This window comes from Microcoleus sp. D2_18a_D3 (genome assembly GCF_036702455.1).
Classification (GTDB): Bacteria; Cyanobacteriota; Cyanobacteriia; order Cyanobacteriales; family Microcoleaceae; genus Microcoleus.
In genome coordinates, this window is record NZ_JAUBTK010000074.1 from 1 (window position 1) to 22,267 (window position 22,267).

Annotated in this window: 24 protein-coding genes; 14 read left to right on the forward strand and 10 right to left on the reverse strand. The window is 45.6% G+C overall.

What is annotated here, in order from left to right; all coding sequences use genetic code 11:
- Positions 1-60: 60 nt before the first annotated feature.
- Positions 61-402, reverse strand: coding sequence for a hypothetical protein (locus QUB06_RS26240; protein ID WP_333437780.1), 342 nt, complete (start codon positions 400-402; stop codon positions 61-63).
- 56 nt (positions 403-458) lie between these two features.
- Between QUB06_RS26240 and QUB06_RS26245 the strand changes: the two genes are divergently transcribed.
- Entirely contained in the window at positions 459-836 is a 378-nt protein-coding gene (locus QUB06_RS26245; RefSeq protein WP_333437781.1) for an S-layer protein, read from the forward strand.
- Positions 837-917: 81 nt separating this feature from the next.
- On the opposite strand, the gene QUB06_RS26250 is transcribed toward QUB06_RS26245, so the two are convergent.
- From QUB06_RS26250 to psbH, 4 genes are all read right to left on the reverse strand, one after another.
- The gene (locus QUB06_RS26250; protein WP_006633689.1) at positions 918-1,184 is read right to left on the reverse strand and encodes a DUF3146 family protein; all 267 of its coding nucleotides are present in this window, start codon (positions 1,182-1,184) and stop codon (positions 918-920) included.
- Complete coding sequence (pth, locus tag QUB06_RS26255) at positions 1,181-1,843, reverse strand: aminoacyl-tRNA hydrolase (RefSeq protein WP_333152462.1); 663 nt, start codon at positions 1,841-1,843, stop codon at positions 1,181-1,183. The genes QUB06_RS26250 and pth overlap by 4 nt, the downstream gene beginning before the upstream one ends.
- 365 nt (positions 1,844-2,208) lie before the next feature.
- Positions 2,209-2,469 (reverse strand): TatA/E family twin arginine-targeting protein translocase, encoded by a 261-nt coding sequence (locus QUB06_RS26260; RefSeq protein ID WP_333152463.1) that lies wholly within the window; start codon positions 2,467-2,469, stop codon positions 2,209-2,211.
- Between the two features lie 151 nt (positions 2,470-2,620).
- The gene (gene psbH, locus QUB06_RS26265; RefSeq protein ID WP_015176007.1) at positions 2,621-2,824 is read right to left on the reverse strand and encodes a photosystem II reaction center phosphoprotein PsbH; all 204 of its coding nucleotides are present in this window, start codon (positions 2,822-2,824) and stop codon (positions 2,621-2,623) included.
- 213 nt (positions 2,825-3,037) lie between these two features.
- On the opposite strand from psbH, the gene psbN reads away from it, so the two are divergent.
- From psbN to QUB06_RS26300, 7 genes are all read left to right on the forward strand, one after another.
- Positions 3,038-3,169, forward strand: coding sequence for a photosystem II reaction center protein PsbN (psbN, locus tag QUB06_RS26270; protein ID WP_190742515.1), 132 nt, complete (start codon positions 3,038-3,040; stop codon positions 3,167-3,169).
- A gap of 244 nt (positions 3,170-3,413) precedes the next feature.
- Positions 3,414-4,514: a chorismate synthase gene (gene aroC / locus QUB06_RS26275; RefSeq protein WP_190659307.1), complete on the forward strand. Its 1,101-nt coding sequence runs from the start codon at positions 3,414-3,416 to the stop codon at positions 4,512-4,514.
- A 1-nt stretch (position 4,515) separates the two neighbouring features.
- The gene (locus QUB06_RS26280; RefSeq protein ID WP_333141908.1) at positions 4,516-5,427 is read left to right on the forward strand and encodes an MBL fold metallo-hydrolase; all 912 of its coding nucleotides are present in this window, start codon (positions 4,516-4,518) and stop codon (positions 5,425-5,427) included.
- Between the two features lie 634 nt (positions 5,428-6,061).
- Positions 6,062-6,985: a hypothetical protein gene (locus QUB06_RS26285; protein ID WP_333437782.1), complete on the forward strand. Its 924-nt coding sequence runs from the start codon at positions 6,062-6,064 to the stop codon at positions 6,983-6,985.
- A gap of 999 nt (positions 6,986-7,984) precedes the next feature.
- Positions 7,985-8,578, forward strand: coding sequence for a class II aldolase/adducin family protein (locus QUB06_RS26290; protein ID WP_333437783.1), 594 nt, complete (start codon positions 7,985-7,987; stop codon positions 8,576-8,578).
- A gap of 268 nt (positions 8,579-8,846) precedes the next feature.
- A complete protein-coding gene (locus QUB06_RS26295) occupies positions 8,847-9,401 on the forward strand; it encodes an Npun_F5560 family protein (protein WP_333250514.1) in 555 nt (184 codons plus the stop codon).
- Positions 9,394-10,062: a hypothetical protein gene (locus QUB06_RS26300; RefSeq protein WP_333437784.1), complete on the forward strand. Its 669-nt coding sequence runs from the start codon at positions 9,394-9,396 to the stop codon at positions 10,060-10,062. Before QUB06_RS26295 ends, QUB06_RS26300 begins: the two co-directional genes overlap by 8 nt.
- Positions 10,063-10,088: 26 nt before the next feature.
- Here QUB06_RS26300 and QUB06_RS26305 read toward each other — a convergent pair whose 3' ends face one another.
- A complete protein-coding gene (locus QUB06_RS26305) occupies positions 10,089-10,433 on the reverse strand; it encodes an STAS domain-containing protein (protein ID WP_333437785.1) in 345 nt (114 codons plus the stop codon).
- A gap of 348 nt (positions 10,434-10,781) precedes the next feature.
- On the opposite strand from QUB06_RS26305, the gene QUB06_RS26310 reads away from it, so the two are divergent.
- The 3 genes from QUB06_RS26310 (at position 10,782) to QUB06_RS26320 (ending at position 13,226) form a co-directional block, all read left to right on the forward strand.
- On the forward strand, positions 10,782-11,405 hold the full coding sequence (locus tag QUB06_RS26310) for a DedA family protein (protein ID WP_333179291.1): 624 nt from the start codon (positions 10,782-10,784) through the stop codon (positions 11,403-11,405).
- Between the two features lie 193 nt (positions 11,406-11,598).
- Positions 11,599-12,333, forward strand: coding sequence for a hypothetical protein (locus QUB06_RS26315; protein WP_333437786.1), 735 nt, complete (start codon positions 11,599-11,601; stop codon positions 12,331-12,333).
- Between the two features lie 260 nt (positions 12,334-12,593).
- Positions 12,594-13,226, forward strand: coding sequence for a Uma2 family endonuclease (locus tag QUB06_RS26320; RefSeq protein ID WP_333437787.1), 633 nt, complete (start codon positions 12,594-12,596; stop codon positions 13,224-13,226).
- A 116-nt stretch (positions 13,227-13,342) separates the two neighbouring features.
- Here QUB06_RS26320 and QUB06_RS26325 read toward each other — a convergent pair whose 3' ends face one another.
- From QUB06_RS26325 to QUB06_RS26335, 3 genes are all read right to left on the reverse strand, one after another.
- Positions 13,343-14,254 (reverse strand): type IV pilin-like G/H family protein, encoded by a 912-nt coding sequence (locus QUB06_RS26325; RefSeq protein WP_333437788.1) that lies wholly within the window; start codon positions 14,252-14,254, stop codon positions 13,343-13,345.
- A 61-nt stretch (positions 14,255-14,315) separates the two neighbouring features.
- Positions 14,316-15,347, reverse strand: coding sequence for a hypothetical protein (locus QUB06_RS26330; RefSeq protein WP_333437789.1), 1,032 nt, complete (start codon positions 15,345-15,347; stop codon positions 14,316-14,318).
- A gap of 116 nt (positions 15,348-15,463) precedes the next feature.
- The gene (locus QUB06_RS26335; protein ID WP_333437790.1) at positions 15,464-15,877 is read right to left on the reverse strand and encodes a hypothetical protein; all 414 of its coding nucleotides are present in this window, start codon (positions 15,875-15,877) and stop codon (positions 15,464-15,466) included.
- A gap of 258 nt (positions 15,878-16,135) precedes the next feature.
- Here QUB06_RS26335 and QUB06_RS26340 point away from each other — a divergent pair, with 258 nt between their 5' ends.
- Complete coding sequence (locus QUB06_RS26340) at positions 16,136-16,972, forward strand: pentapeptide repeat-containing protein (protein ID WP_333437791.1); 837 nt, start codon at positions 16,136-16,138, stop codon at positions 16,970-16,972.
- Positions 16,973-17,485: 513 nt separating this feature from the next.
- Here QUB06_RS26340 and purM read toward each other — a convergent pair.
- Entirely contained in the window at positions 17,486-18,538 is a 1,053-nt protein-coding gene (purM, locus tag QUB06_RS26345; protein ID WP_333437792.1) for a phosphoribosylformylglycinamidine cyclo-ligase, read from the reverse strand.
- A 495-nt stretch (positions 18,539-19,033) separates the two neighbouring features.
- On the opposite strand from purM, the gene QUB06_RS26350 reads away from it, so the two are divergent.
- A complete protein-coding gene (locus tag QUB06_RS26350; RefSeq protein ID WP_333437793.1) occupies positions 19,034-20,110 on the forward strand; it encodes a septal ring lytic transglycosylase RlpA family protein in 1,077 nt (358 codons plus the stop codon).
- A 327-nt stretch (positions 20,111-20,437) separates the two neighbouring features.
- Positions 20,438-22,027, forward strand: a complete 1,590-nt coding sequence (locus QUB06_RS26355; protein WP_333437794.1) for a bifunctional pantoate--beta-alanine ligase/(d)CMP kinase — start codon at positions 20,438-20,440, stop codon at positions 22,025-22,027.
- Positions 22,028-22,267: the final 240 nt, after the last annotated feature.

The window sequence follows — 22,267 nt, forward strand, 5'->3', positions numbered from 1 at the left end:
ATATTTTGGCGAACCTTAGCAATGATGTTAGAGTCTAGAATACATAGATAATGTTTTTTGTCAATGCGTAAGTCCTACTATAATCAGTTCTTTGGTAAGGTCATGTCCTTCGATAAAATCTTGCACCAAATAAAATTTGCCCTTTTCCTCAAAGTGAGCGGAAAGGCTGGGGATTTGGTCGTGTAGCTTACCCAATTTATGCAGCGTTTCGGCTTCTTTGTCGAATAAGCCTTTGGCAATTAGTAAATGGTCGGGATTGGGATCTTTTGGTTTAAGATGTTTGACAACGCACTGCGGATGTCCGGGTAAGTCTAAATCTTTTGCAAGGTAGGTGTGGCCAAAACCGCCTTTCCCCAAGAATTTGATAATTTGATAACGATGGCGGAGGGTACGACCCAGCATAGTTTTCAGGGAATGCAGTGGAAGTTAGGATATATTGTCGCACAAGAGGAAATTAGATGCTTAAACTCAGAATCGTTTCCACAATTATACTGCTAGTTAGTGCCTGTTGTTCATCTCCCGCACAGGCGCAAAATCCTGCACAAATAAAGCCAAATAATTCTTTAGTTCAAGTGCAGCCAGCGCGAGAACAAATTCTCAATGCTTGCGTGCAGAATCAGGCTGAAACTCTGCCCAATCCTTTTACCGATGTACCTTCTAATCACTGGGCTTACAAAGCTGTTTTGACAATGTATTATTGCGGGGCTTACCGAGAAGGGACGCCACCTGATTTAATTAAAGAATCACTGGAATCGGGAGATACTACTAGAGAAAGTTTGCCTTCCCGATCGCCCTTTCCCAATTTCCCATTACAGCCATTCCCCATAATTAATTAAAGAATTACTGGAATCGGGATATCCTACTAGAGGAAGTTTTTATTCCCGATTACAGTTTCCGAATTTCCCATGACCAAGATTTTAAAACTGAGCCCGAACCGTAAACGAATAATCCCCGCCCGGTTCTAATTGATAATCCCATTTTTCCAGAAAACGGTGCAGCGGTTCCTGAATCAATGCCCTACCTTGAGAAGGCTCAAGTATCAGTGTTTTTTCTGACGTGAAACGCCACTGAAACTGCCACTCAAAATTGCCGGCAGTCACTTCACCCTCAATCGTGCCTTTTTGCCAAGATTGACCAGTAACCCGGACATATGCAGTTGTTTCAGGCAAACGTCTCGAACTCACCTTTTTGTTTCCGCGTTTGTTTCTGCAATTGTGCGACTATTGTAAAGGCTCATGGCTTTTTCTACTCCTTGGTGCAGACTTAGTTCCACAGCTTCTACAACCAGTTTAAGCACTTTCTCTACTAACTGACTTTCCTCTGAGGAAAACTTTCCTAACACGAAGGAAATCGTATCTTTCTCATTTTTAGCAGCATCGTTTTGAGGTTTGCCGATGCCAATCCGCAAGCGGGGAAATTTGTCTGTGCCCAAATGAGAAATTGTTGATTTCATGCCGTTGTGTCCGCCGGCTGAACCGGCAAGCCGCATTCTCAATTTCCCGATCGGCAAATCCATATCATCGTATACTATTAATACCGACTCCGCAGGTATTTTGTACCAATCCGCCGCCGCCCGAATCGCTTGACCGGAAAGATTCATGTAAGTAAGCGGTTTCAGCAAGCGGATTTTCTGTCCCCGCGGCCGGTTTCCCTCGCCAAATATGCCTTGAAATTTGCGATTTTCCGACAGGGAAATCTGCCAAGATTTAGCCAAGGCATCCACAGCATTAAAGCCGATGTTGTGTCGGGTGCGATCGTATTTAGGTTCGGGATTTCCCAACCCAACAATTAGCTGGGGAATCACTAACTCCGCTGGTGTTTCCGACTTCTGGGTGTTGTTCATCAGAAAATGGGGTAGAAACCTCGTCCTTTTAGGACGGCTTTATATTACAATATAATTGGTCAACGACCCACCCGAGACGATGGATCAAACAGCCTATACGAGCGAAGTTCAGCCTTGCGCTGGCGGCGAAGCAAAATCGGTAGACCGGGAAAAGAGGATAGGGCAATGGTAAACATCCCTAGAATCAAAACTACGAAGAATTCCGTTTGGTATTCGATACGTAAAAACCGCAGGGCTTGCGGGGTTAGTCTGTGGAGCGAACATAAGACCAAATCTCTTTTAGGGTGGAGGCAGTTGCGAAGAAGCAGAAATTCAAATCGTGAGGTTTGGGAATCCCCGTCCGCGACGGTCGGGGTGGATGTCAATTAACTGTCTGTGCTATCTTCCTTGGGAGTAGCCGCCGCGAGTTTTTCAGTTGCCGGTTTGCTGCTAGTTGCTACTGCTTCTTCTAACTGCTTGGCTTCCCGCGTGAACTCCGACTCAAAATCCCGCGAAGCATCTTGAAAGCCTCGAATTGCTTTCCCCATACTCCGGCCGATTTCAGGTAATTTTTTCGGGCCAAATACCAATAGGGCGATCGTAAAAATAACGGCCATTTCGGGCAAACCAATGCCAAAAATATTCATGGTTTTTCTCCTGCAATTTGTTTAGTTACTTCTTGTTTATTTATGGCAAAAGTAATCGGAAAGGGTAAGGAAAAACGGGAAAACTTAGCTTTTACCCTTTCTCCTCAACCCTCAGCTTTTACTTTTAGCCTTACTGTTTTGCGATCAATTTTTAGCGGCCGAGACTCGACCAATCCATATCCACACTCTCCAGAATCAGAGAAGAGTTGTAGATTTGCAAAATAATCAACAAGAACACGAAAAACAGTCCAATGAAAACGCTCATCAACAGCGTGGTGCCCCAACCAGGAGCCACCTTGCCGTACTCTGAGTTAAGGGGTTTGAGTATATCTCCTAACCAAGTTCGTTGTGCCATAAGTCACCTGCAATGAATCTCTACAGAGAAGTTTGACATATTTTCACCGCTAATTGCGATCGCAATTTCTCAGAAATGCGGCATGGGGGACTGGGAGAAGGGGGAGTGGGGGTTGGCTGCCATACCGTACAGCGCCTAAAATCACGAGACTTTCAGACGGATTGTTATTTTTTGTAATATTATAGAGTGGAGCACTCATAATCGATCAAAAATATGGAACCTGCAGCAGTTCTTGGCATTTCACTGGGCGTGTGTCTGGTGGCAATCACCGGTTTCTCCATCTACACGGCTTTCGGCCCTCCCGCTAAGGAATTGAGAGATCCTTTTGAAGAACACGAAGACTAAAGAAGAAGGAAAGCACAACACGGATTCGGACACGGATACACGGATGAATTTAAGTGTGTTTCCAGATATCTCCTCTTCTCTGTCTCTCCCTCTCTCCCTGGTAGATATTCTTCTAGGGGTGGGAAGGGAGTGATGCTGTGGGGCGATCGCCTGTCGCCTACTCGTCAATGGTATATTTTTCATAAATACAGTAAATCTCTATTCCATTTAAGCTAAAAATTATTAGGTGTCAGGCTAAAGCATCATGGGGAACACATTTGGGCATTTATTTCGGATATCGACATTTGGGGAATCTCACGGCGGCGGTGTGGGAGTAGTAATTGACGGTTGCCCGCCCCTGGTGTCGATCGACGCATCGGAAATTCAAGCCGAACTCGATCGCCGCCGCCCCGGCCAAAGCAAAATTACCACACCTCGCAAAGAAGCAGATACCTGCGAAATTCTGTCAGGGGTGTTTGAAGGCAAAACTTTGGGAACGCCGATCGCAATTTTAGTCCGCAATCAAGACACTCGCCCCCAAGATTACGGCGAAATGGCGACAACTTACCGCCCTTCTCACGCTGATGCTACCTACGATGCTAAGTACGGAATTCGTAACTGGCAAGGCGGAGGTCGCAGTTCGGCGAGGGAAACAATAGGTAGAGTAGCAGCAGGGGCGATCGCAAAAAAAATTCTCAAACAAGCAGCAGGAGTCGAAATAGTCGGCTACGTCAAACGCATCAAAGACTTAGAATGTGTCGCCGACCCGGACACTGTTACCTTAGAACAAGTAGAAAGCAACATCGTCCGCTGTCCAGATGCCGAATGTGCCGAAAGAATGATTGAACTGATCGAAAAAGTTCGCGACAGCGGAGATTCGATCGGCGGTGTAGTCGAATGCGTCGCCCGCAACGTACCCAAAGGGCTGGGAATGCCCGTATTCGACAAACTCGAAGCCGACTTGGCCAAAGCCATCATGTCCTTGCCCGCCAGCAAAGGCTTTGAAATTGGTTCCGGGTTTGCCGGGACTCTGCTCAAGGGCAGCGAACATAATGATGAATACTATACTGATGATAAGGGTGTAATTCGTACAGTGACGAATCGCTCTGGCGGAATTCAGGGTGGGATTGCTAACGGCGAAAATATCATTTTGCGGGCGGCATTCAAGCCAACTGCAACAATTCGCCAGCAGCAGCGCACCGTTACCCGAGAAGGCGAAGAAACGCTGCTGGCTGCCAAGGGACGGCACGACCCTTGCGTTTTGCCAAGAGCTGTGCCAATGGTGGAAGCGATGGTAGCTTTAGTGTTGTGCGACCATCTGCTGCGCCATCACGGACAATGTGGAACCTTAAAGCCTGAATTTTAAAATGGAAATCAGCTTGTCCTCAGTAGCGGCAACTCCCGTTGATTGCCCTCAACCATCCGAATCAATAAAAGGTATAGATGATTTTGTAGTACAGTTCTGGGGCGTGCGGGGCAGTGTTCCGACACCCGGACAAGAAACTGTTCGCTACGGCGGCAATACTTCTTGCTTGGAAATGCGAGTCGCTGGCAAACGCTTGATTTTTGACGGCGGAACAGGCTTGCGGATGCTGGGAGACCAGTTGGTGCAAGAAATGCCCGTGCAAGCTTATATGTTTTTTACTCACTATCACTGGGATCACATTCAAGGGTTCCCGCTGTTCGCCCCAGCTTTCATCCGCGGCAATAGCTTTGATATTTACGGGGCCACTCCGCCGGATGGAGATTGCATGAAAAGGCACTTCGTAGAACGGGTGCTCCACTCGAATTCGCCGATACCGCTGATGGGTTTGCAGGCAGATTTGAATTTCTACGAACTCAATCACAACCAGACGATGATGCTGGACGATATTGAGATTAGGACGGGTTCTCTGAATCACCCCAATACTGCTATGGGATATCGGGTGACTTGGCAGGGACGATCTGTGGTTTATTGTTCGGATACTGAACATTTTCCCGATCGGCTAGATGAGAATGTCTACAATTTAGCCCTCGACGCTGATGTGCTGATTTATGATGCGATGTACACAGACGAGGAATATCACAACCCCAAGTCTCCGAAGGTGGGTTGGGGACACTCGACTTGGCAGGAAGCGGTGAGAATGGCTAAGGAGGCGCGGGTGAAACGAGTGGTGATTTTTCACCATGATCCGGCTCACACTGACGATTTTCTCGATCGCATCGCCGAAGACGTGCAAATCGCTTTTCCGAAGGCTGTCATGGCCCGCGAGGGTCTTATTTTGCCGATCGGCTTCTGAACATTCGCCCTTGTGAGCTCGATCGAACCATCAACCGATCGAACCATAATTGTTATGTGAATATGTGGATCTGGTCTCGCGGCCCGATCCACAATTTTTTTTAATATGCAGCAAACTCTTAACTGCATGGTATAATTCTTGCTTGTTAAGTTTTTAGGCACAGTATTTAAGGTTTTTTTTATTCTTCAACCGCGTCCGCAAGACGCCAAGACGTAAGATAATTGGAGGATTGCCAAGGGTGAAAAGGAGACAGTTTTGAATGTCAACAAACACGGGGAGGCGAGGCTCTCGCACGCCTGAGTGCTAGTCTGAGGCCAGTAGACTTCCAGAAGCCTTGTTACAGATTAATTATTAAGGACAAAAACTGAAGTTATAGCTCGGATCAAATAAAAGCGCGATCGGTTTTTTGGGCTCATGAATATTGACAACTCTCAAAAGCTAATAGCTTTTAGGTACAAACTGAGAAAATTTTCAGCAGTCAATTGGACTAACCAGAAAGAAACGATCGCTCTGGCGTTTGGCAGTAGCTGCGGCAAGCGAATGTTATGACTTGACTATCAAAATGGGAAATTTACGTTTTAGATCTTCAGCAAATCAATACAGATGGATTGCCCTAGGCAGTTTTGCTGTAATTATGGGTATTTCAGGCGCCCTGGCCTACCGCCTCGCCCCGCCCCCCGGATTCATGGCTCAAGGCACTCTCACTTCTAATAATCCGCCAGTCAAATTTTCGACCACGGGCACGACAATTCTCAAGCAGGGAGAGCAACTCACCCCGGAGGTTCTCCTAGCAGATAATGTTGTCAAAGCAGTGGCAGATGCAGTTAAGCTGTCGCCCCAGCAAGTTCGACAAAATGCTAGTGTCAAAATTTCTAAGCCGGAACAACCCCTAGAAATTTTGGTTGGGTATCGCTCGCTCGATCAGCAGCAAGCAATCCAAACGGCGGATATGTTGATGAAGGGCATGGTTGAAAAAAGCCGCCTGATTAACAGATATCGGTGGCAATCAGTCAATCAGTCGCTCAACCAACGCTTGGCACAAGTCACTCAAGACCTGAAACAAGCTCAGCAAAAACTTGACCAATACGAAAGAGAGCGCGCTCGTCTGTTGCAGCAAATGAAGCTTCAGCAAGACTTTTACAACAAAACTCAGCTTGCAATGGCGGATACGCAAGCTTCGGAAAAAGAAATGGTTAGCAGTTTGGCCGCCGCTACAGTGCCACAAATTGTGGCGACGCCCACGAGCGATCCGACAGTGCCTCTGATTTTGGGAATTGGCTTGCTGTTGGCGATTTTGGTCAGCCGCGGTTTGATTCCTTCGGTGGCGGATTGGAGGTACAAAGCAGCTTTTCAGCGAGAAGAGAGCGAAAGGCTCCAAAGTGCTTTGTACCGACTGATCAAAGAAGGTCGGGGCGAAATCACTCTGGTGCGGTTTGCGATGGAAACGCGGCTGTCGCCGGATGTGGCTCAGCGTTTTTTGAACCAACAAGCTGAAGTCTTTAATGCCAATTGCGAAATTAAAGACGACGGCAGCATCTTGTATCACTTCCACATTTAAAGGGCTGGGGCGATCGCGCTTCACAGAAAAATTTAGCCGATCGGGCCGTCACTGCTCGATCGGCTTGTTTTTTTCTTAATCTGATATCTTGCACCATTGTCAGCAACAGGCTTTTCGGCCTGTTCCACAAGAAAATTTATATGTTGTGGAACAGGCCGAAAAGCCTGTTCATAAAAGACTAATGGAGAATGGTGCAACATCTCAGTTAATAGGACTTATATCAGGTTCGGTCGATCGACTATCCCCCTCTAGGTAGGCGCGGGTTTAGGGGAGCTATAACTTATACTAATACTACAGATTTTGGTGAACCCGCCGACGCGAGCTGGCGTTGCGGTGATTTTACCCGACATCAGATCACGCTCAACCCGGTTTCTTAGGTTGTAGGATGCCCCGGAGCTAAAAATTGCTCGATCGACAGAGGTGTTGACTAACCTAGAGCACCCGAAGATTGTGCCAGTTCGTCCCAGACTGGCTAAAAAATATTTTTTTTGTGTTCCGCTTGCTTTTTTCTTAAATATATGTACAATTATAAAAAATAAGTAAATCTACGGTTGCTTTTTACCGGACTTACCGGATTAAGGGTACTTTATCCTTAAATATTTCTTAAGGTAGAACTGAACTCAGTAGAAATGCTGTAGTATAGAACAATAAGGGATTCAGGGGTGTTATGTAGTTTCACATCAGAAACTCGATCGGGCAAAAGCCTAGAATCAAACTCCCCGACTGAAAGGGTACATTTTCATTTATTGAACTTTTGTAATAACCGAGAGGCTAAATCATGATTTTGGAAATAATTGGTTCTTCTTTCCTAGCTTACTTTTTGCTAATGTCGGTCGCTAATTACGGCGACACTGGAATGTAGATTAGTTAAGGCACTTATGCACCGAGACATAAGGCAGCAGGCAAAAAAAGCTGTTTGACAACTTCTTGACAACTTCGATTAAGTCTCAGCTTGGGCCATGTCTGTCGTGTCAGAGTCGTGTCTGATCAAACAAAAAAATGGATGAAGGAGTCGTTAAGTACCGCTGTGACTGGGAAGAAGCAGACCCTGTAGCTGCCCGGAACATAGCAGATTTGATGGACTGGCGCGATCGGCTCCACGCTTGGGGATTAATTGGCGTCTACGAAAATGGCATAGGGTTTGGCAACGTCAGCGTCAGACTCGGCAATTCAGGCCAATTCGTGATTTCGGGAACCCAGACTGCACACTTGAAAACTCTGGGACCAGAATTCTACTGTACTGTTACCGAATTTAACTTAGAAAAAAATTTCCTCGGCTGCCGGGGCCCCGTACAAGCTTCGTCGGAGTCCCTGACTCACGGGGCCCTGTACCTTCAGAGACAGGATGTGGGCGGGATAATTCACGTCCACAATCCTACACTATGGCGGCAACTGCTGTTTAAGATTCCTACTACTAGAAAAGAAATACCTTACGGCACTCCCCAGATGGCCTTAGAAATGTTTAGACTTTTTGAGGAGGAGAAGTTGGCCGAGCGCAAAATTCTGGCGATGGCCGGTCACGAGGACGGCATTATCTGTTTTGGCAGCACCGTGGACGAAGCTGGCGAAGTGCTTTCGGCTGTAATTGGTTAAACCTGATCTCTGGCACTATTCTCAGAAAAAGCTAAAAAACCTGGTTTATTTACAAAAAACCTAGGATTTTACCTGTTTCTCTGGCAAAAAACTAAGGTGATGACGTGGATGCCTGATTTGAGTTAGACTGAGCTTTACCCTTGACATCGGGCCGCTGGCTCAATTTAGCTGAAGGGGTTCAAAAGTTTTGAAGTGCCTCTTGCCTCTGCGGTAAGGGAAAGATATTTTTAAAGAGAAACAGATTATATAACAAAAGCTGAGACTCATCGTGAATCAAACTAAACTTGTAAGCTCAAAAGAATTGCAATCAGAGGTATCTCGTCTCACCGAAGAGCTGCAAATGCGCGACCAATTGGTGCAGCAGTTGTCTCAAGAACTTTTCAGGCTGGTGAAGGGCAATTCTAATTTTGTGCCGGCACCGGAAGTTTCCGATCGCCACCAAGCTCAAATGCAGGCAATGCGGGAACAACTCCAAGCTGTTGAAGAACAGGTGGGTTTTTATCAGGAACAAATCGCTGAGCGAGATGCTGAGGTTTACCAACTGCGGCAGTCAGTGCAGGAATTGACGGATCGCTCTCGGATGCTAGAACAGGTAGTTCAGGAATTGCCAGGGGTTTACCGCCAGAAGTTTGCCGAGCGGCTCGATCCGATTAAGGAAAAGTTGGAGCAATTGCAAAAGGAAAACCGCCAGTTGCACACTGAGTTGCAAAGCGTAACTTACCGTCTCGCTGTGCGGAGCCGCAAGGCTAAGGGCCTGGATCTACCGAGCGTCGATGAAACGGACGATCGGGGCATTCAAATGCCGAGCTTTGGCAATGTCTAAGGTTTTGATTGTGGCGGGTGGTGAGAAAGATCCGGCCGCAAGTCTCAAGGCGGCGATCGCTCAATCTCATCCTTTAACTGAAATCGATATCTGTGGGGTTTCGGAACTCAATTCGGGCGCGATCGCTCCGGGTGGGGCGATCTTTTGTCCTTTGACCCTGGATGTGCCAGAAAATCTGGTTTTTCCTGCTCAAGATGTGTTTCGATTTTGTAGCAATGTTTCGGCGGCGCGCGATCGAGTGTCCCAAGAGTTGCTTTTTCCCGTCGGCGGTGGCAATTTTTGGCTGCCTGTGGTGTTGACGGCAAAGGGCCCACTGTATGCTGAGGTGATTGGTGGGGAACCTGACAAGCAGTCGGGCGAGTTGAGTTACTCTCAACCGGTGCATTTGTCGGATGTTTGGCGACAGCAGTTGTATGAGTTGGCTTACCGCTTGCTGAATCTTTTAAATGCGCCCCCGGCGACTTATTTGATGCAGTTCGGGTTTGTAGGGGAAAGGATTTGTTTCGATCGACTTTGGCCTTTTCCGGCTGCACCTGCGATCGCTTCTGTCGGCGTTCAAGTGCCCGATTTATTTGTTTGTCATTGGTATTGCTTGACAAATAAACCTATTTATGATATTCAAATTAACTCTGCGGTTGCTGGAAGTCTCTTGGAAACTTGAGTTTTGAACTGGGCAGCTAATTTTAATCAAGCCACTAAAGCCGGAGTTTCAGTGGAGATAACTTGCTCGAAACTGTCGAAGATTTCAAAGAGTTGGTCGAGTTGAGTAAGTTCAAATATTAGCCTGACTGTTGCTGAGAGGTTGCAGATGACGAGGCGGCATCCCCGGTGGCGGGCGGCGTTGAGTCCGCCGACTAAGGCACACAGCCCGGAACTGTCGATGAAATCTACGGCGGCCATGTCTATTACCCAGAGTTTGTGGCGATCGGGCACAATCTCGGCTAGCTGTTGCTGGAGGAGGCTGCCGGCTTGGGAGTCGAGGCAGTTGTGAGGTTGAAGGACGATGGGTTGGTTGAAGTTGGGAAATTCCATAGCAGTTATCCTACGATCGTAAAGTATGAATAAGTTAGTTTAGTTGCTGACTCTCTTGAGAGACTCAGGGGATTTCAGCGTATGTTTTAGGATTGGCCATCGCCCTTGTGGGAATCGGTGGGGAGAGCCGTTGTGATAAATTTAGTAGGAAACTGGCTAGCGATCGCGCGGAACGCAACCGCAACAATTCTCTATTCCTCTAGTATGCCTGAAAGGCTAATTTTTAGTTAGCCCAGCGATCGCGACAACAGTGTGTTTTTCATCACAGCGAAAGATTGCACTATTGGCTGAATCGAGCCAATATATAAATGTATTGAGCTTTGCAAAAGTTTACGAAGGCAGTATCGAATGTCTTTTGAGTTTTTATCGTTAGAGACTATTCAGCAGTTTGCGCGCGATTACGGCTACTGGGCAGTATTTCTGGGAATTTTGCTGGAAAATCTGGGAGTTCCTCTTCCAGGCGAGACTATTACGATTGCTGGCGGGTTTTTAGCTGGCAGCGGGGAACTGAATTACTGGTTTGTGCTCGGCAGTGCGATCGCGGGTGCTACATTGGGGGGAAATTTTGGTTATGCGATCGGCAGGTACGGCGGCTGGCCACTGCTGCTGAAGCTGGGACAATTTTTCCGCTTTCGAGAAGAACAACTGTTTGACTTAAAAGAACAGTTTAGCAAAAATGCAGCTAAAGCCGTATTTTTGGGTCGTTTCATCGCACTGCTGCGAATTTTTGCTAGCCCCCTAGCGGGTATTGCAGAAATGCCTTTTTGGAAATTTTCGCTGTTCAATGTTCTGGGTGCTGCAAGCTGGGCATCTGTAATGGTGAGTTTATCCTACTTCTTGGGACAAGTTGTGTCTTTAGAGAAATTAGTAGCTTGGGCTGCTCAATTTGCGGTATTTGCTTTGCTGTTAGCAGTTGCTTGGATTGCAATTCCTATTTGGTTAGAGTCGCGGAGTTTGGACAAGACTAAGTAGGGTTGGAAGGCGTTCCCCAAAAACTCTATATTCTTGTGGAACGGGCATCTTGCCCGTTCCACAAGAATAGTGAAATATATGAAAATCACATTTTGCACCAATGTCAGCAACGGGCTAGAAGCCCGTTCCACAAACAATAAACTTTCTTCTGAGTTGGACTTCGACACCATACATTTATAAAGAGGTCGAAATCATGGGATACACTACAACATTTGACGGAATATTTCATTTAAACAAACGGTTATTAGACAGCGAAGCTATTTACTTATTGGAGTTTTCTCGAACTAGACGAATGAAGCGAAATCCGGCGATTTTGCAAAGTATTCCCGATCCAGCGAGAGAAGCAGTTGGTTTGCCTTTGGGCGAAGAAGGCTGCTATTTTGTGAATGAAAAATGGGATGAAGATTCCGAAGTTTCTGTTGTTAATTACAACCGCCCGCCTAAGACTCAGCCCGGATTGTGGTGTCAGTGGATGCCGACTGCTGACGGCGGTGGGATTAAATGGAGCGGCGTAGAAAAGTTTTATGATTATGTCGAATGGTTGCAGTACATTATCAACAATTTTCTTGAACCTTGGGGTTATGTTTTGAGAGGCGAAGTGAATTGGCAAGGGGAAAGAGAAGAAGATATAGGTATGATATTTATGGAAAATAATGTGATTATTTTGCCAGAAGGTGCACAGGAATTGTTGAGATATTCCGTGTCGCCGGTATCGGTGCCAAAGTTTGTTTGGGATTGTTTGCAGGCGATGGAAGCGACGGGATTTTCTTTGAGAGATTGGAAGGAAGTAATTGATAAAGCTGTGGAGTTGGGACACGGGGAAGCAGCGCTGTGGATTAAGCCTAATTTTGACAAATATTTTGATGGTATGGAGCGTGGTTTTGAGTTTGAAGGAGAGGTAATTGAAACACAAGATGAGGATTTGTGAGCTGTAGTTTCGATTAAACTTACGCATGGTGGCTCAGAAACCGGGTTTTTTACGAAATGCTTCGTTGTAGGACGCAGATTCAAAAAAAACCCGGTTTCTTTGGTCGGAGTAGTTAATTCGTAGGGTGCGTCGCTGCGAGATTTTCGATATAACTTGCAGATTATAGATGGCGACGCACCTTACTTGCCATCAGATTATAGGTACTACATACATAGGTCATATGCTATATCATTGTAAGTACGATCGTTCGAGGATGTACTATGACAACATCAACAGAAATTCGCGAAGAAGTAGTTGAAGACAAAGTTGAGGAAAAAGTACAGATTTATTACTCTCCTGAAGAGTATTTAATCCTGGAAGAGGGGGCAAAATTTAGAAGTGAATATCAGGATGGCAAGATAATTCCTATGACAGGCGGAACACCGAATCACAATCAAATAGCTGGCAATTTTTATGGGACATTAAATTTTGCTACCAAAGGACAACCGTACCGAGTATTTATAAACGATTTGCGTTTGTGGATACCGTCGAAGCGGGTTTATACTTATCCTGATGTGATGTTGGTTGCGGGGAAGTTGGAGTTTGCTGAGGGTAGGAAAGATACGATTACTAATGCGGTGATGGTGGCTGAGGTTTTATCGGAATCGACGGCGGATTATGACAGAGGTGGCAAGTTTAAACTTTTTCGCACGATTCCTACTTTTCGAGAGTATGTTTTGATAGATCAATACGAGATGCACGTTGAACAGTTTGTTAAGACGGATGATAATAAGTGGGTTTTGTCTGAGTATGATGGTGCTGATGCGGTGTTGAGATTGAGTTGTGTGGAGTTTGAGATGCGGTTGGGAGATATTTACGATCGCGTGGATTTTGAGTCTGAGTCTGAGGAGTGAGGGTGATATTAAAACCACCAATTTCGGGGCGATTGAAAATCGCGTCTACACAAACTCTCCTCCGCGCAACGCGAGACTGGGAGAACAGATGAAATCTGATAATTTTGAGGAAAGTTTCACCGCGACACTTCTGAATAACCAGGAGGACATTTTATATTTGAAAGGTTGGTAGCTGTTGGTTTTTCTGGAAGCTTTATTGAAGGTTGATTACTTTCACAAAGTATGTGTTCGGTAGTAGATTGACCACTAGCTGTCTTACCTGAAACTACTATACCTGTATAGTTATTTAATCCCTCTGTCTTGGCTAAAGCAATTGCTTGAACCCAACGATTATCATTACTTAAAACAATACTATATGAATAATTTTCTGTTTCTGACTTGATACCTATTACAGGTAATTTTTCTATCCTAGCTGCGAACCTGGAATTCTCAGCATAAAAAGCTTGTTGTCCTTTGTTCATTGAAGAAATATATTGTTTCGCTTCTGACTGTTTAGCCTTGTTTACTTGAGCTTGAACATTCATGACTGTAACATTTGCAGGCAATGTCGTTCGAGCCGAGATTTTTTTCAACAGGCTGGCATTGTCACTAAAAGAATAGGGTCTGGGTTGGTTATCTATAGTATTACCTAATTGTAAGCGCAATTGACCATCTGTCGTGAAATCAAAAATTGTCCTTGAAGTAATTTGACCTCCTACTAATATATCCAGATGTTTCGGTTGAGGATTTACATTAATCTTGTACTCCATTTCTAAAGCTGAAGTAGGTGAATTCAATATAAACAACTTCCCTTCAGGGGTAAAAATCAATGTTAAAGACTGGCCGGAAATTTGCCCTTGCCATTGACCTATCAGTTTTTTAGCAACAGAGTTTTGAGGAATAGCAGTAGCTACAGAAGTTGAAAAAATTTTAGGATTGATTAAATTCGAGAATCCCAATCCATCTATCGCTAATAATACTGTTGATCCAGCACCAATTAATGTCCATTTCCAAGATATGAGATTGGATTGTTTTTTAGGATTAGTCATAGTAATTACTTTGTGGTAGCTAGAGCATAAACTGCCGAGTCAAGAGAAATTCAAGAATTAACTAAGGAGCAGACATAGTAAGAGTGTAATCGGTGTCTCTAAGTTTTGACCGTACAAGAACAATGTAATTACCTACTCTTAAAGTGGTTTTAATTATTCCTGGCTTTGAGTTAAAAGCAGATGTATTTTCAAGTTGATATTGAATTACTCCTGTTCCCTTTCTATCTGAGTACAAAACCATTTCTACTTCGCTATTAACGCCACCTAAAGACAGACTAATGCTAGAAGGATTGGCCAGTTGAAAACTGTAAAATTTCTGTCGGTGTTTTAAATTAAAACTCCCGTTTTTAGTAAGGGTTTTGTCCTCTAAGTAACCAACATTTTCTATTTGAGTTGTATTGTTAATTATTTGCAGTGAATATGGAGTATCTCTAGCTTTCAATTTTACAACAAGAATGTAGCTTCCCACACCCAATTCTTGTTCAATTACTCCTGTTCTTGACTTAATAGCAGATGTATTTTCAAGTTGATATTGAATTGATCCAGTACCATCTCTATCTGAATAGAGAAACATTTCTACTTCGCTATTCACGTCATCTAAAAATAGGCTGATATTACTGGGGTTATCTATCTTAAAACGGTAACGATTCTCTAAATTATTAGAGCTAACATTACCAGCGAAGGAACAAGAACGCTCCAAAGAACCAAGGTTTACGGTACTGCCATTTTGCTCTGCTGTGCAAGGCTTTTCGTCAGCAGATAGTTTTACTGGAGATGGCGATGGCGAAACTGGCGCTGGAGTCTCCGGCGCTGGAGAAGGAGTGGATGTCGGTGATGAAAAAGGAATAGGATCTTGTTTAACAGGCTCAGATGAAGGGGGAAATTTGGGGGGTAACGCTGGGGTTTCAGTCGCAGCTTTACGCTCTGATGGATTATCACATCTCAAAAAGCCAACGTTTACGCCTTTCAAATTACACAGAAATTTATCTCCAAAAATAAATACTAAAATACCAGTAATTACCCCTAGAATAGCGACAACCTCTTTCCAATTTAGCCCACCGCCACCACTACCACCGCTACCACCAGATGACATTAATAATTTCCTCTTCTACTAAGAATTGTTTTTCAGTCACATTGCTTTCTAATAACTAGCCTGATGTTGGTGAGAACGACATCAAGCTAGTAGCGTTATTTTTTGCCTATTTCCACCTAATCATCTTTTATATTCAGATCCTTAACGAAGAAGCTATCAAATAAATTATTGCCAAAAACCAATCCTGTTAACGCCCAACTTCCATCGGTATAGCGCGAGAATGTCGCTTCCCCCGGCCCCGAAAAGTTTTGCTCACTTATTTTACCAAGCATGTTTGTTTTGACAATTAAATTTGATACCTGTAATGTAGCTACAGCAGTATTATCTGGATTTTCCCGAACTCCTGCTATCTCAATTGTTCCACTTCTGGAAGCTTTCCATTTATTAACTATTTTTTCGGCTTTTTTTGTAGAAAGTGACTTATCTTGTTTAATTAAGTCACACCCCGTAGTTAAAGTAGACAATACTCCTACACTACCAATGTAAGATAAGGTAATTAAACTGAATGTTAGCAAATTTTTACTGAACATGAAGCTTCCTGTTCCTCAATTAATGAGCGACAAAATTTTACCTATGCTGGGGTCTTTATGAGACTCAAGCAATACTATTTCTGTTGATTACATTCCATATTATCAAATCTACATCTGTCTTAAGAAGCAAAGAAGTAATATAAAAGTAGTAGAAAAGTAGTAGAAAAGTAATAACAAAGTCTAGAGACCAAGTGGTTGCACTGTTATGCTAGAATCTGGTATTAGGGATAAATTATATCTGTCAGGAGACTTTGACACATGACTGTTGACGAAGCCATAGAGATCGCAGAAACAGCCCTCAACTACGATCGCCTAAACAAAATTCAAGAGATAGTGTTTCGTCAATCCTGGGAAGGACAGTCTTATAAAGAAATTGCAGCCAGCACTGAATATGAATATGATTATATCAAAGATGCTGGTGCTAAACTATGGAAACTACTTTCAACAGCACTCGAAGAAAAAGTTAAAAAAGATAATCTCAAATCAGTCTTAAAGCGATATTTACGGCGGAGTCAAGTGAATCTACAGCGAAATCTGACGATCGAAGTTAACCTCAGCGGTGCAAATCTCAGTGGAGCTAACCTAAGTGGAGCCGGACTATTTGCAAACTTAGTGAAAGCGGATTTGTACCAAACGGACTCACACAAACCAATAATACCCGATGCGAGCACTGAATCAAATCAGGAAAATAGAGCGAGCGAAGATGAACAAAACCAGGAAATTCAGCCCTACTCGGAAAACACAATTGACTGGAACGGTTTTTGCTTTCACTCCGACGCACAAGTGAAAATTGCCGAAACGCTCGATCGCACTTCCACTCTCTTCATCCCCAACTCCCAACTCCGACTCGCAACACCGGAAGGTAGACAGAATCTAGAAGCTGACTTTCTGATAATTCACCAAAACAAGTTAGGGATGCTGAAAATTGACCGTGAATCATCGGATCAAGACGCCACAGAAGATGAAATGTGCGATAGGCTTTTCAGAGATTCTGGCATCTGTCTTGTCAAACATTACGATACTACCCGATGCAGCGAACAACCGGATCTAGTTGTGCAGGAGTTTTTGGAAATTTTGAGTCACGTACAAGCCTAATAAGCTGTTTTTTATTTAAACTGTGATACAAACATTACCTTGGTTTTTGATATTTTCTCACTTCAACAATTAACCATCCTTCATTTCAGAGTCGATGTAATAAATTGTATAGCTCTCCAATTAATTTAAACGTTCCGCGAAAAATTTTACACTAATTCACGGAAATAATTTGAATTTCTACCGTATTTAAAGGCACAATAGCTTATTTCAATTTCATTTAAAATTGTAGCAACGAGTCATCTGTTGTGAATTCCTTTTTCTCTTTCTTCCTCTATCTCCTGTGCGTCGTCTGCGGTTACTTTCAAAAGTATAAACTTAACCGCAGATAAATGCAGATTGAGATTGTCTATTAACGCCTAAGCTGTTCTACATTTAAACTGTGTGTCAAAAATTAATAAAACTCTTGTGGGACGGGCTTCTAGCCTGTCCCGATTTTCCAATTTAAATGCGTAACAGCTTAAAACAAAGCGAAGTAATCTTCAGCCCCTGCGATTGCTTCCTACTAATTACCAATTAACCATTATCCATGATCAATTCTCCCTTCCCCTCAATCACTTCCCCGATCGCCCAAGCACCAATTTCCTGAGATTCAAACCATTTAACAGCCTGTTCTACTTCCCTGGAATCGAGCAAGAGCACAAAGCCAATCCCCATATTAAAAGTGTTGAACATATCTGCTGTGGCAACTTGGCCCGCTTCAGCAATCCACTGGAAAATTGGCAAATTTGGCCAGCTATTGCTGTCAATTTTCACAGATTGATTTGCTCCCAAACAGCGGGGCAAATTTTCCGGCAAACCGCCGCCCGTAATGTGAGCCATGCCGTGAATTTCTAGACCGCTCTTAATTGCTTCGAGGACTGGTTTCACATAAATTTTAGTCGGAGTTAGCAACACTTCTCCTAAAGTTTTGCCACCTAACTTTTCGGGTTGGGAATGCCAGTCAAAACCCCGTGAAGCGAAGCTATCCCGTAGGGAATCGCCCGCAATTTTTCTCACCAAACTAAAACCGTTGCTGTGCACGCCCGAACTTGCCAGGCCCACGGCCACATCTCCCACCTGCACCCGCGAACCGTCCAACAATTTGCTCTTTTCGACAATTCCCACACAAAACCCCGCCAAATCGTACTCACCCGCTTGGTAAAAACCGGGCATTTCTGCCGTTTCCCCTCCGAGCAAAGCACAGCCCGCTTGCTTGCAACCGTCAGCAATGCCGGCCACCACCGCAGCTAATTGTTCGGGATTTAACTTTCCCGTCGCTAAATAATCGAGAAAAAAGAGGGGTTCGGCCCCGGATGTCAGCACGTCGTTGACGCACATCGCCACCAAGTCGATACCTACCGTGTCGTGCCGATCGAGATTGTGGGCCAATTTCAACTTAGTCCCAACGCCGTCAGTACCGGAAACCATAATCGGTTCTTTTAAACCCTCCGGGACGCTGAAAAACCCGCTAAACCCGCCGAATCCGCCCAAAACTCCCGATCGGTGCGTGCTCTTGACCATACTCCCGATGCGCGAGACAAAAGCTCTGCCCGCCTCAACATCCACACCTGCTTCTCGATAATCCATAAGTCCGCCAAATCGATTTCTTCTAATTTTTAGTTTATTCCCATAACAGTTGACAAACAGCTTTTTTAAGACTAGCCATTCGGCAGCCCACAAAATACACTAAATTTTTGTAAATTTTTGTAAATTTTTCCGTAAAGACTGAAACGGCTGTAAGCACTGGAACTAAAGGGTTTTATGATAGAGGGTTTTGAGAAGATTTTATGAAGATTTGGTGAAAATCGCGATCGCAGCGATCCCCAACCGCAAAAGTTTGTGGTAGTCTGTTGCAGTTCGTGAACAAAACACAAATTGCGGATCGAGTACGAGTTGTCAAGTGTCAGGGAAGTTTCCGCCAAATTTTTTTGGGACGGAAGCATTAAAGCAAAAACGCACCCGGATACTTTGGTTTGACTCACGGGGGAATGGCGAAGGGCAAGAGAGAAATCCTTGACGCCCGCCGCCAAATGGCCAATCCTCCAATCTCGGTTGGCAATGGCTATTCACAAAAATGGACGTATGAAGGAAAAATTTGTTGGTGGTCTACTCGCTGTCCTGTTAGTTCCTGTGGTAGGAACGGCATCCTCTTGTCACGCACAAGCAACAGGTGCCGACAACCAAAACTCTCAGGTTTCCAAGCAAGTAATTGCCACCCAACCGTCCCGGCAGTTAAACGCTACTCGGGTCGAAGCGCAAAAAGTCGGACAGTATCAGTATCAAGCAAGAGCTGAAATTGCCCGAGACTCGATCGCCAAAATTCAGCCCCACAACTTAGGCGGGCGACAAGCAGCGACAGTCTACGTGCGAAACATTCCAGTCATCACATTTCTCAACGCCAGTCCGGAAACAAACACGCCTTTGGGAGAAACTGGCAACAGCGAAGCCCGTGGTAGCAGTCCGTCAAAAGTAGCGGGCGCAAGAGAAAATCCCAAAGTCGGAAACCTTGCCAGCAACTCTAGCAACCAAGAACCCGATCCAATTTGGCGGGCATCAAGCTTAGCAGCAAGACTCAATCAGCTAGCCCGCAACAACATCGATCCCAACAGCATTACCGTGAAGTGGGAAAAAGGCGATCGCTACATTATCCAGGCAAACGGCGAGGAGTTGGTAAACATCAACGCCGAAACCATCCTCCCCGACACCACCAGCAACTTTAGCCGAGACGCCCTGCAAGCAACCAATCGCCTCCGCCGCCTCCTAGGCAACGCCCCACCCCTGGAAGAAGTCGCAGGCAAACCCCAACCAGAACGCTCCGTGCTGTCTATGGGCCCAGTTCAAGTGCGCCTCAGCGGCTGGGCTTCCTGGTACGGCCCAGGATTTAACGGCAACCTCAGCGCCAGCGGCGAGCGTTTCAACCAAAATGATATGACCGCAGCCCACCCAAATTTGCCTTTTGGAACGAGAGTCATGGTGAGAAATCTCGACAACGGCCGCACCGTAGTCGTCCGCATTAATGACCGCGGCCCCTATGTGGGCGATCGGCTCATTGACTTGTCCGCCGGCGCCGCCAGCGTGCTAGGAATGATCAGCAGTGGCGTTGCCAGAGTGGAAATCGAAGTGATCGAACCGCAGCAGCAAACAACTGTTGGACGCTGAAGGCTACTCTCAGGCAGAATACAAAAGTTATCCGAAGTGTAGAAAGCAGAAAGTAGAATAAAACTGACATCTTGCACCATTGTCAAGAACGGGCAAGATGCCCGTTCCACAAAGAATGAGTTTTCTTGTGGAACAGGCATCTTGCCTGTTCCTAAACAACTAATTGAGAATGGTGCAAGATGTGAGATAAAACTGACATCTTGCACCATTCTTTGTGGAACAGGCCGGAAAGCCTGTTCTTGAAGATGGTGCAAGATGTCAAGTCGAACAAATTCTGACAACAAATAAACTCTGCATTCTGCCGAATGCCTTCAGGAGATTCTACCGGTGCGCCTGTTTACTACCATTGCAGCACTTCGCTGCTACTTAAATTTACAAAAGTCTGCTGCACCTCATTTGACAGTCGGTTTGGTGCCGACGATGGGAGCTTTGCACGCAGGGCATCTGAGCTTGATCCAGCGGGCAAGGCAAGAAAATGCGATCGCCCTGGTCAGCATTTTTGTCAACCCGCTGCAATTTGGGCCGACAGAAGATTTTCAAGATTATCCTCGGAATATCGAGCAAGACCGGCTGTTGTGCGAACAAGCTGGCGTTGATGCCATATTTGCTCCCTCAGCAACGGAAATGTTCGGCCATCAAGCAGTCGGCGCAGAAACAGAGCAAACCGCCCACAAACAGATAGAGATTCACCTTTCATCCTTAACTCAAGTAGTGCCGCCACCGGCGATGACATCGGTTTTGTGCGGTAAAGCAAGGCCCGGTCATTTTCAGGGCGTCGCGGCAATAGTTACTAAACTTTTGAGTTTGGTGCAGCCGACAAAAGCTTATTTCGGTCAAAAAGACGCCCAGCAGCTAGCAATTATTCGGAAGCTGGTCTTGGATTTTAACTTGCCTGTAGAGATTGTCGCTTGTCCGATCGTCCGCGAAGAGTCGGGACTGGCAATGAGTTCTCGCAATCAGTATTTAACAGCAGAGCAAAAACAGCAAGCCTCCGTACTCTACCGCGCGCTGCAACAAGCCTCGAAAACTTTTGCTTCAGGGGATCGCACCGCAGCCGCCGCACTCGCTTCCGCCCACGCAGCAGTCGCAGAAGAACCCGCAGTCAAGCTCGAATACGCCGAAATCGTCGAGCCCGACACTTTGACGCCGTTGCAGGTTGTGGAAACAGCGGGACTTTTAGCCGTGGCCGCCAGAGTTGGCTCTACTCGTTTGATTGACAATATAATTCTCAGGAATCGCCGGCCCATTGTGGCGATCGACGGCCCGGCGGGAGCAGGAAAATCTACCGTCACTCGCCTTGCAGCAACAGCTTTGAACTTGTTTTATCTGGATACCGGCGCGATGTATCGGGCGCTGACTTGGCTAGCATTGAAAACAGACACGCCGATTTCCGACGAATGTGCGATGGCCGAATTAATCAGTTCCAGTTATTTGGAATACAACCTCGATCCCGCATCAAAGATGTTGAAGATTAACGGCGAAGACGTAACCGAGGCAATTCGCAGTTTAGAAGTGACATCCCGCGTCTCGGAAATGGCGGCACTTCCCGCCGTGCGGCAGTTTCTGGTGGAGGAACAGCGGCGCTGCGGCACCAAAGGCGGAATTATAGCAGAAGGCCGCGATATCGGCACTAACGTGTTTCCCGATGCGGAACTTAAGATTTTTTTGACGGCTTCGGTACTAGAGCGATCGCGCCGGCGGCTGTTAGAACTTAAAGATACCGATCGGGCTAATATTAGCTTGGCCCAATTGGAACAAGACATCGCCCTGCGGGACGAAAAGGACAGCACCCGCGAGGTTGCACCTTTGCGTAAAGCGGCCGATGCTGTGGAAATTCAAACAGACAATCTGACTGTTGCTGAAGTTATCGATCGGATTGTCGGCTTGTACAAAGAGAGAATCGGCCCTAAAAATTAATTTTAGGAGTGGCGGGCGGGCGATCGCCCTCATCTCAAATCCGGTTAAACTCACATCTTGCACCATTCTCGCTTAACAGGCTTTCCGGCCTGTTCCACAAAGAGTGAATTTTCTTGTGGAACAGGCCGAAAAGCCTGTTCCTAAAAAGCTTATTGACAATAGTGCAACATCTCAGGTTAAACTCACATCTTGCACTATTCTCGCTTAACAGGCTTTTCGGCCTGTTCCACAAAGAGTAGA

Coding starts and splice junctions, on each gene's coding strand:
- QUB06_RS26320 (WP_333437787.1), top strand. CDS start 12,594: ATGACAACATCAACAGAAATTCGCGAAGAAGTAGTTGAAGACAAAGTT.
- QUB06_RS26245 (WP_333437781.1), top strand. CDS start 459: ATGCTTAAACTCAGAATCGTTTCCACAATTATACTGCTAGTTAGTGCC.
- QUB06_RS26285 (WP_333437782.1), top strand. CDS start 6,062: ATGGGTATTTCAGGCGCCCTGGCCTACCGCCTCGCCCCGCCCCCCGGA.
- QUB06_RS26300 (WP_333437784.1), top strand. CDS start 9,394: ATGTCTAAGGTTTTGATTGTGGCGGGTGGTGAGAAAGATCCGGCCGCA.
- QUB06_RS26260 (WP_333152463.1), bottom strand. CDS start 2,469: ATGAATATTTTTGGCATTGGTTTGCCCGAAATGGCCGTTATTTTTACG.
- psbH (WP_015176007.1), bottom strand. CDS start 2,824: ATGGCACAACGAACTTGGTTAGGAGATATACTCAAACCCCTTAACTCA.
- QUB06_RS26290 (WP_333437783.1), top strand. CDS start 7,985: ATGGATGAAGGAGTCGTTAAGTACCGCTGTGACTGGGAAGAAGCAGAC.
- QUB06_RS26305 (WP_333437785.1), bottom strand. CDS start 10,433: ATGGAATTTCCCAACTTCAACCAACCCATCGTCCTTCAACCTCACAAC.
- QUB06_RS26335 (WP_333437790.1), bottom strand. CDS start 15,877: ATGTTCAGTAAAAATTTGCTAACATTCAGTTTAATTACCTTATCTTAC.
- QUB06_RS26310 (WP_333179291.1), top strand. CDS start 10,782: ATGTCTTTTGAGTTTTTATCGTTAGAGACTATTCAGCAGTTTGCGCGC.
- psbN (WP_190742515.1), top strand. CDS start 3,038: ATGGAACCTGCAGCAGTTCTTGGCATTTCACTGGGCGTGTGTCTGGTG.
- QUB06_RS26240 (WP_333437780.1), bottom strand. CDS start 402: ATGCTGGGTCGTACCCTCCGCCATCGTTATCAAATTATCAAATTCTTG.
- QUB06_RS26330 (WP_333437789.1), bottom strand. CDS start 15,347: ATGTCATCTGGTGGTAGCGGTGGTAGTGGTGGCGGTGGGCTAAATTGG.
- QUB06_RS26325 (WP_333437788.1), bottom strand. CDS start 14,254: ATGACTAATCCTAAAAAACAATCCAATCTCATATCTTGGAAATGGACA.
- QUB06_RS26280 (WP_333141908.1), top strand. CDS start 4,516: ATGGAAATCAGCTTGTCCTCAGTAGCGGCAACTCCCGTTGATTGCCCT.
- QUB06_RS26350 (WP_333437793.1), top strand. CDS start 19,034: ATGAAGGAAAAATTTGTTGGTGGTCTACTCGCTGTCCTGTTAGTTCCT.
- QUB06_RS26315 (WP_333437786.1), top strand. CDS start 11,599: ATGGGATACACTACAACATTTGACGGAATATTTCATTTAAACAAACGG.
- aroC (WP_190659307.1), top strand. CDS start 3,414: ATGGGGAACACATTTGGGCATTTATTTCGGATATCGACATTTGGGGAA.
- QUB06_RS26340 (WP_333437791.1), top strand. CDS start 16,136: ATGACTGTTGACGAAGCCATAGAGATCGCAGAAACAGCCCTCAACTAC.
- pth (WP_333152462.1), bottom strand. CDS start 1,843: ATGAACAACACCCAGAAGTCGGAAACACCAGCGGAGTTAGTGATTCCC.
- purM (WP_333437792.1), bottom strand. CDS start 18,538: ATGGATTATCGAGAAGCAGGTGTGGATGTTGAGGCGGGCAGAGCTTTT.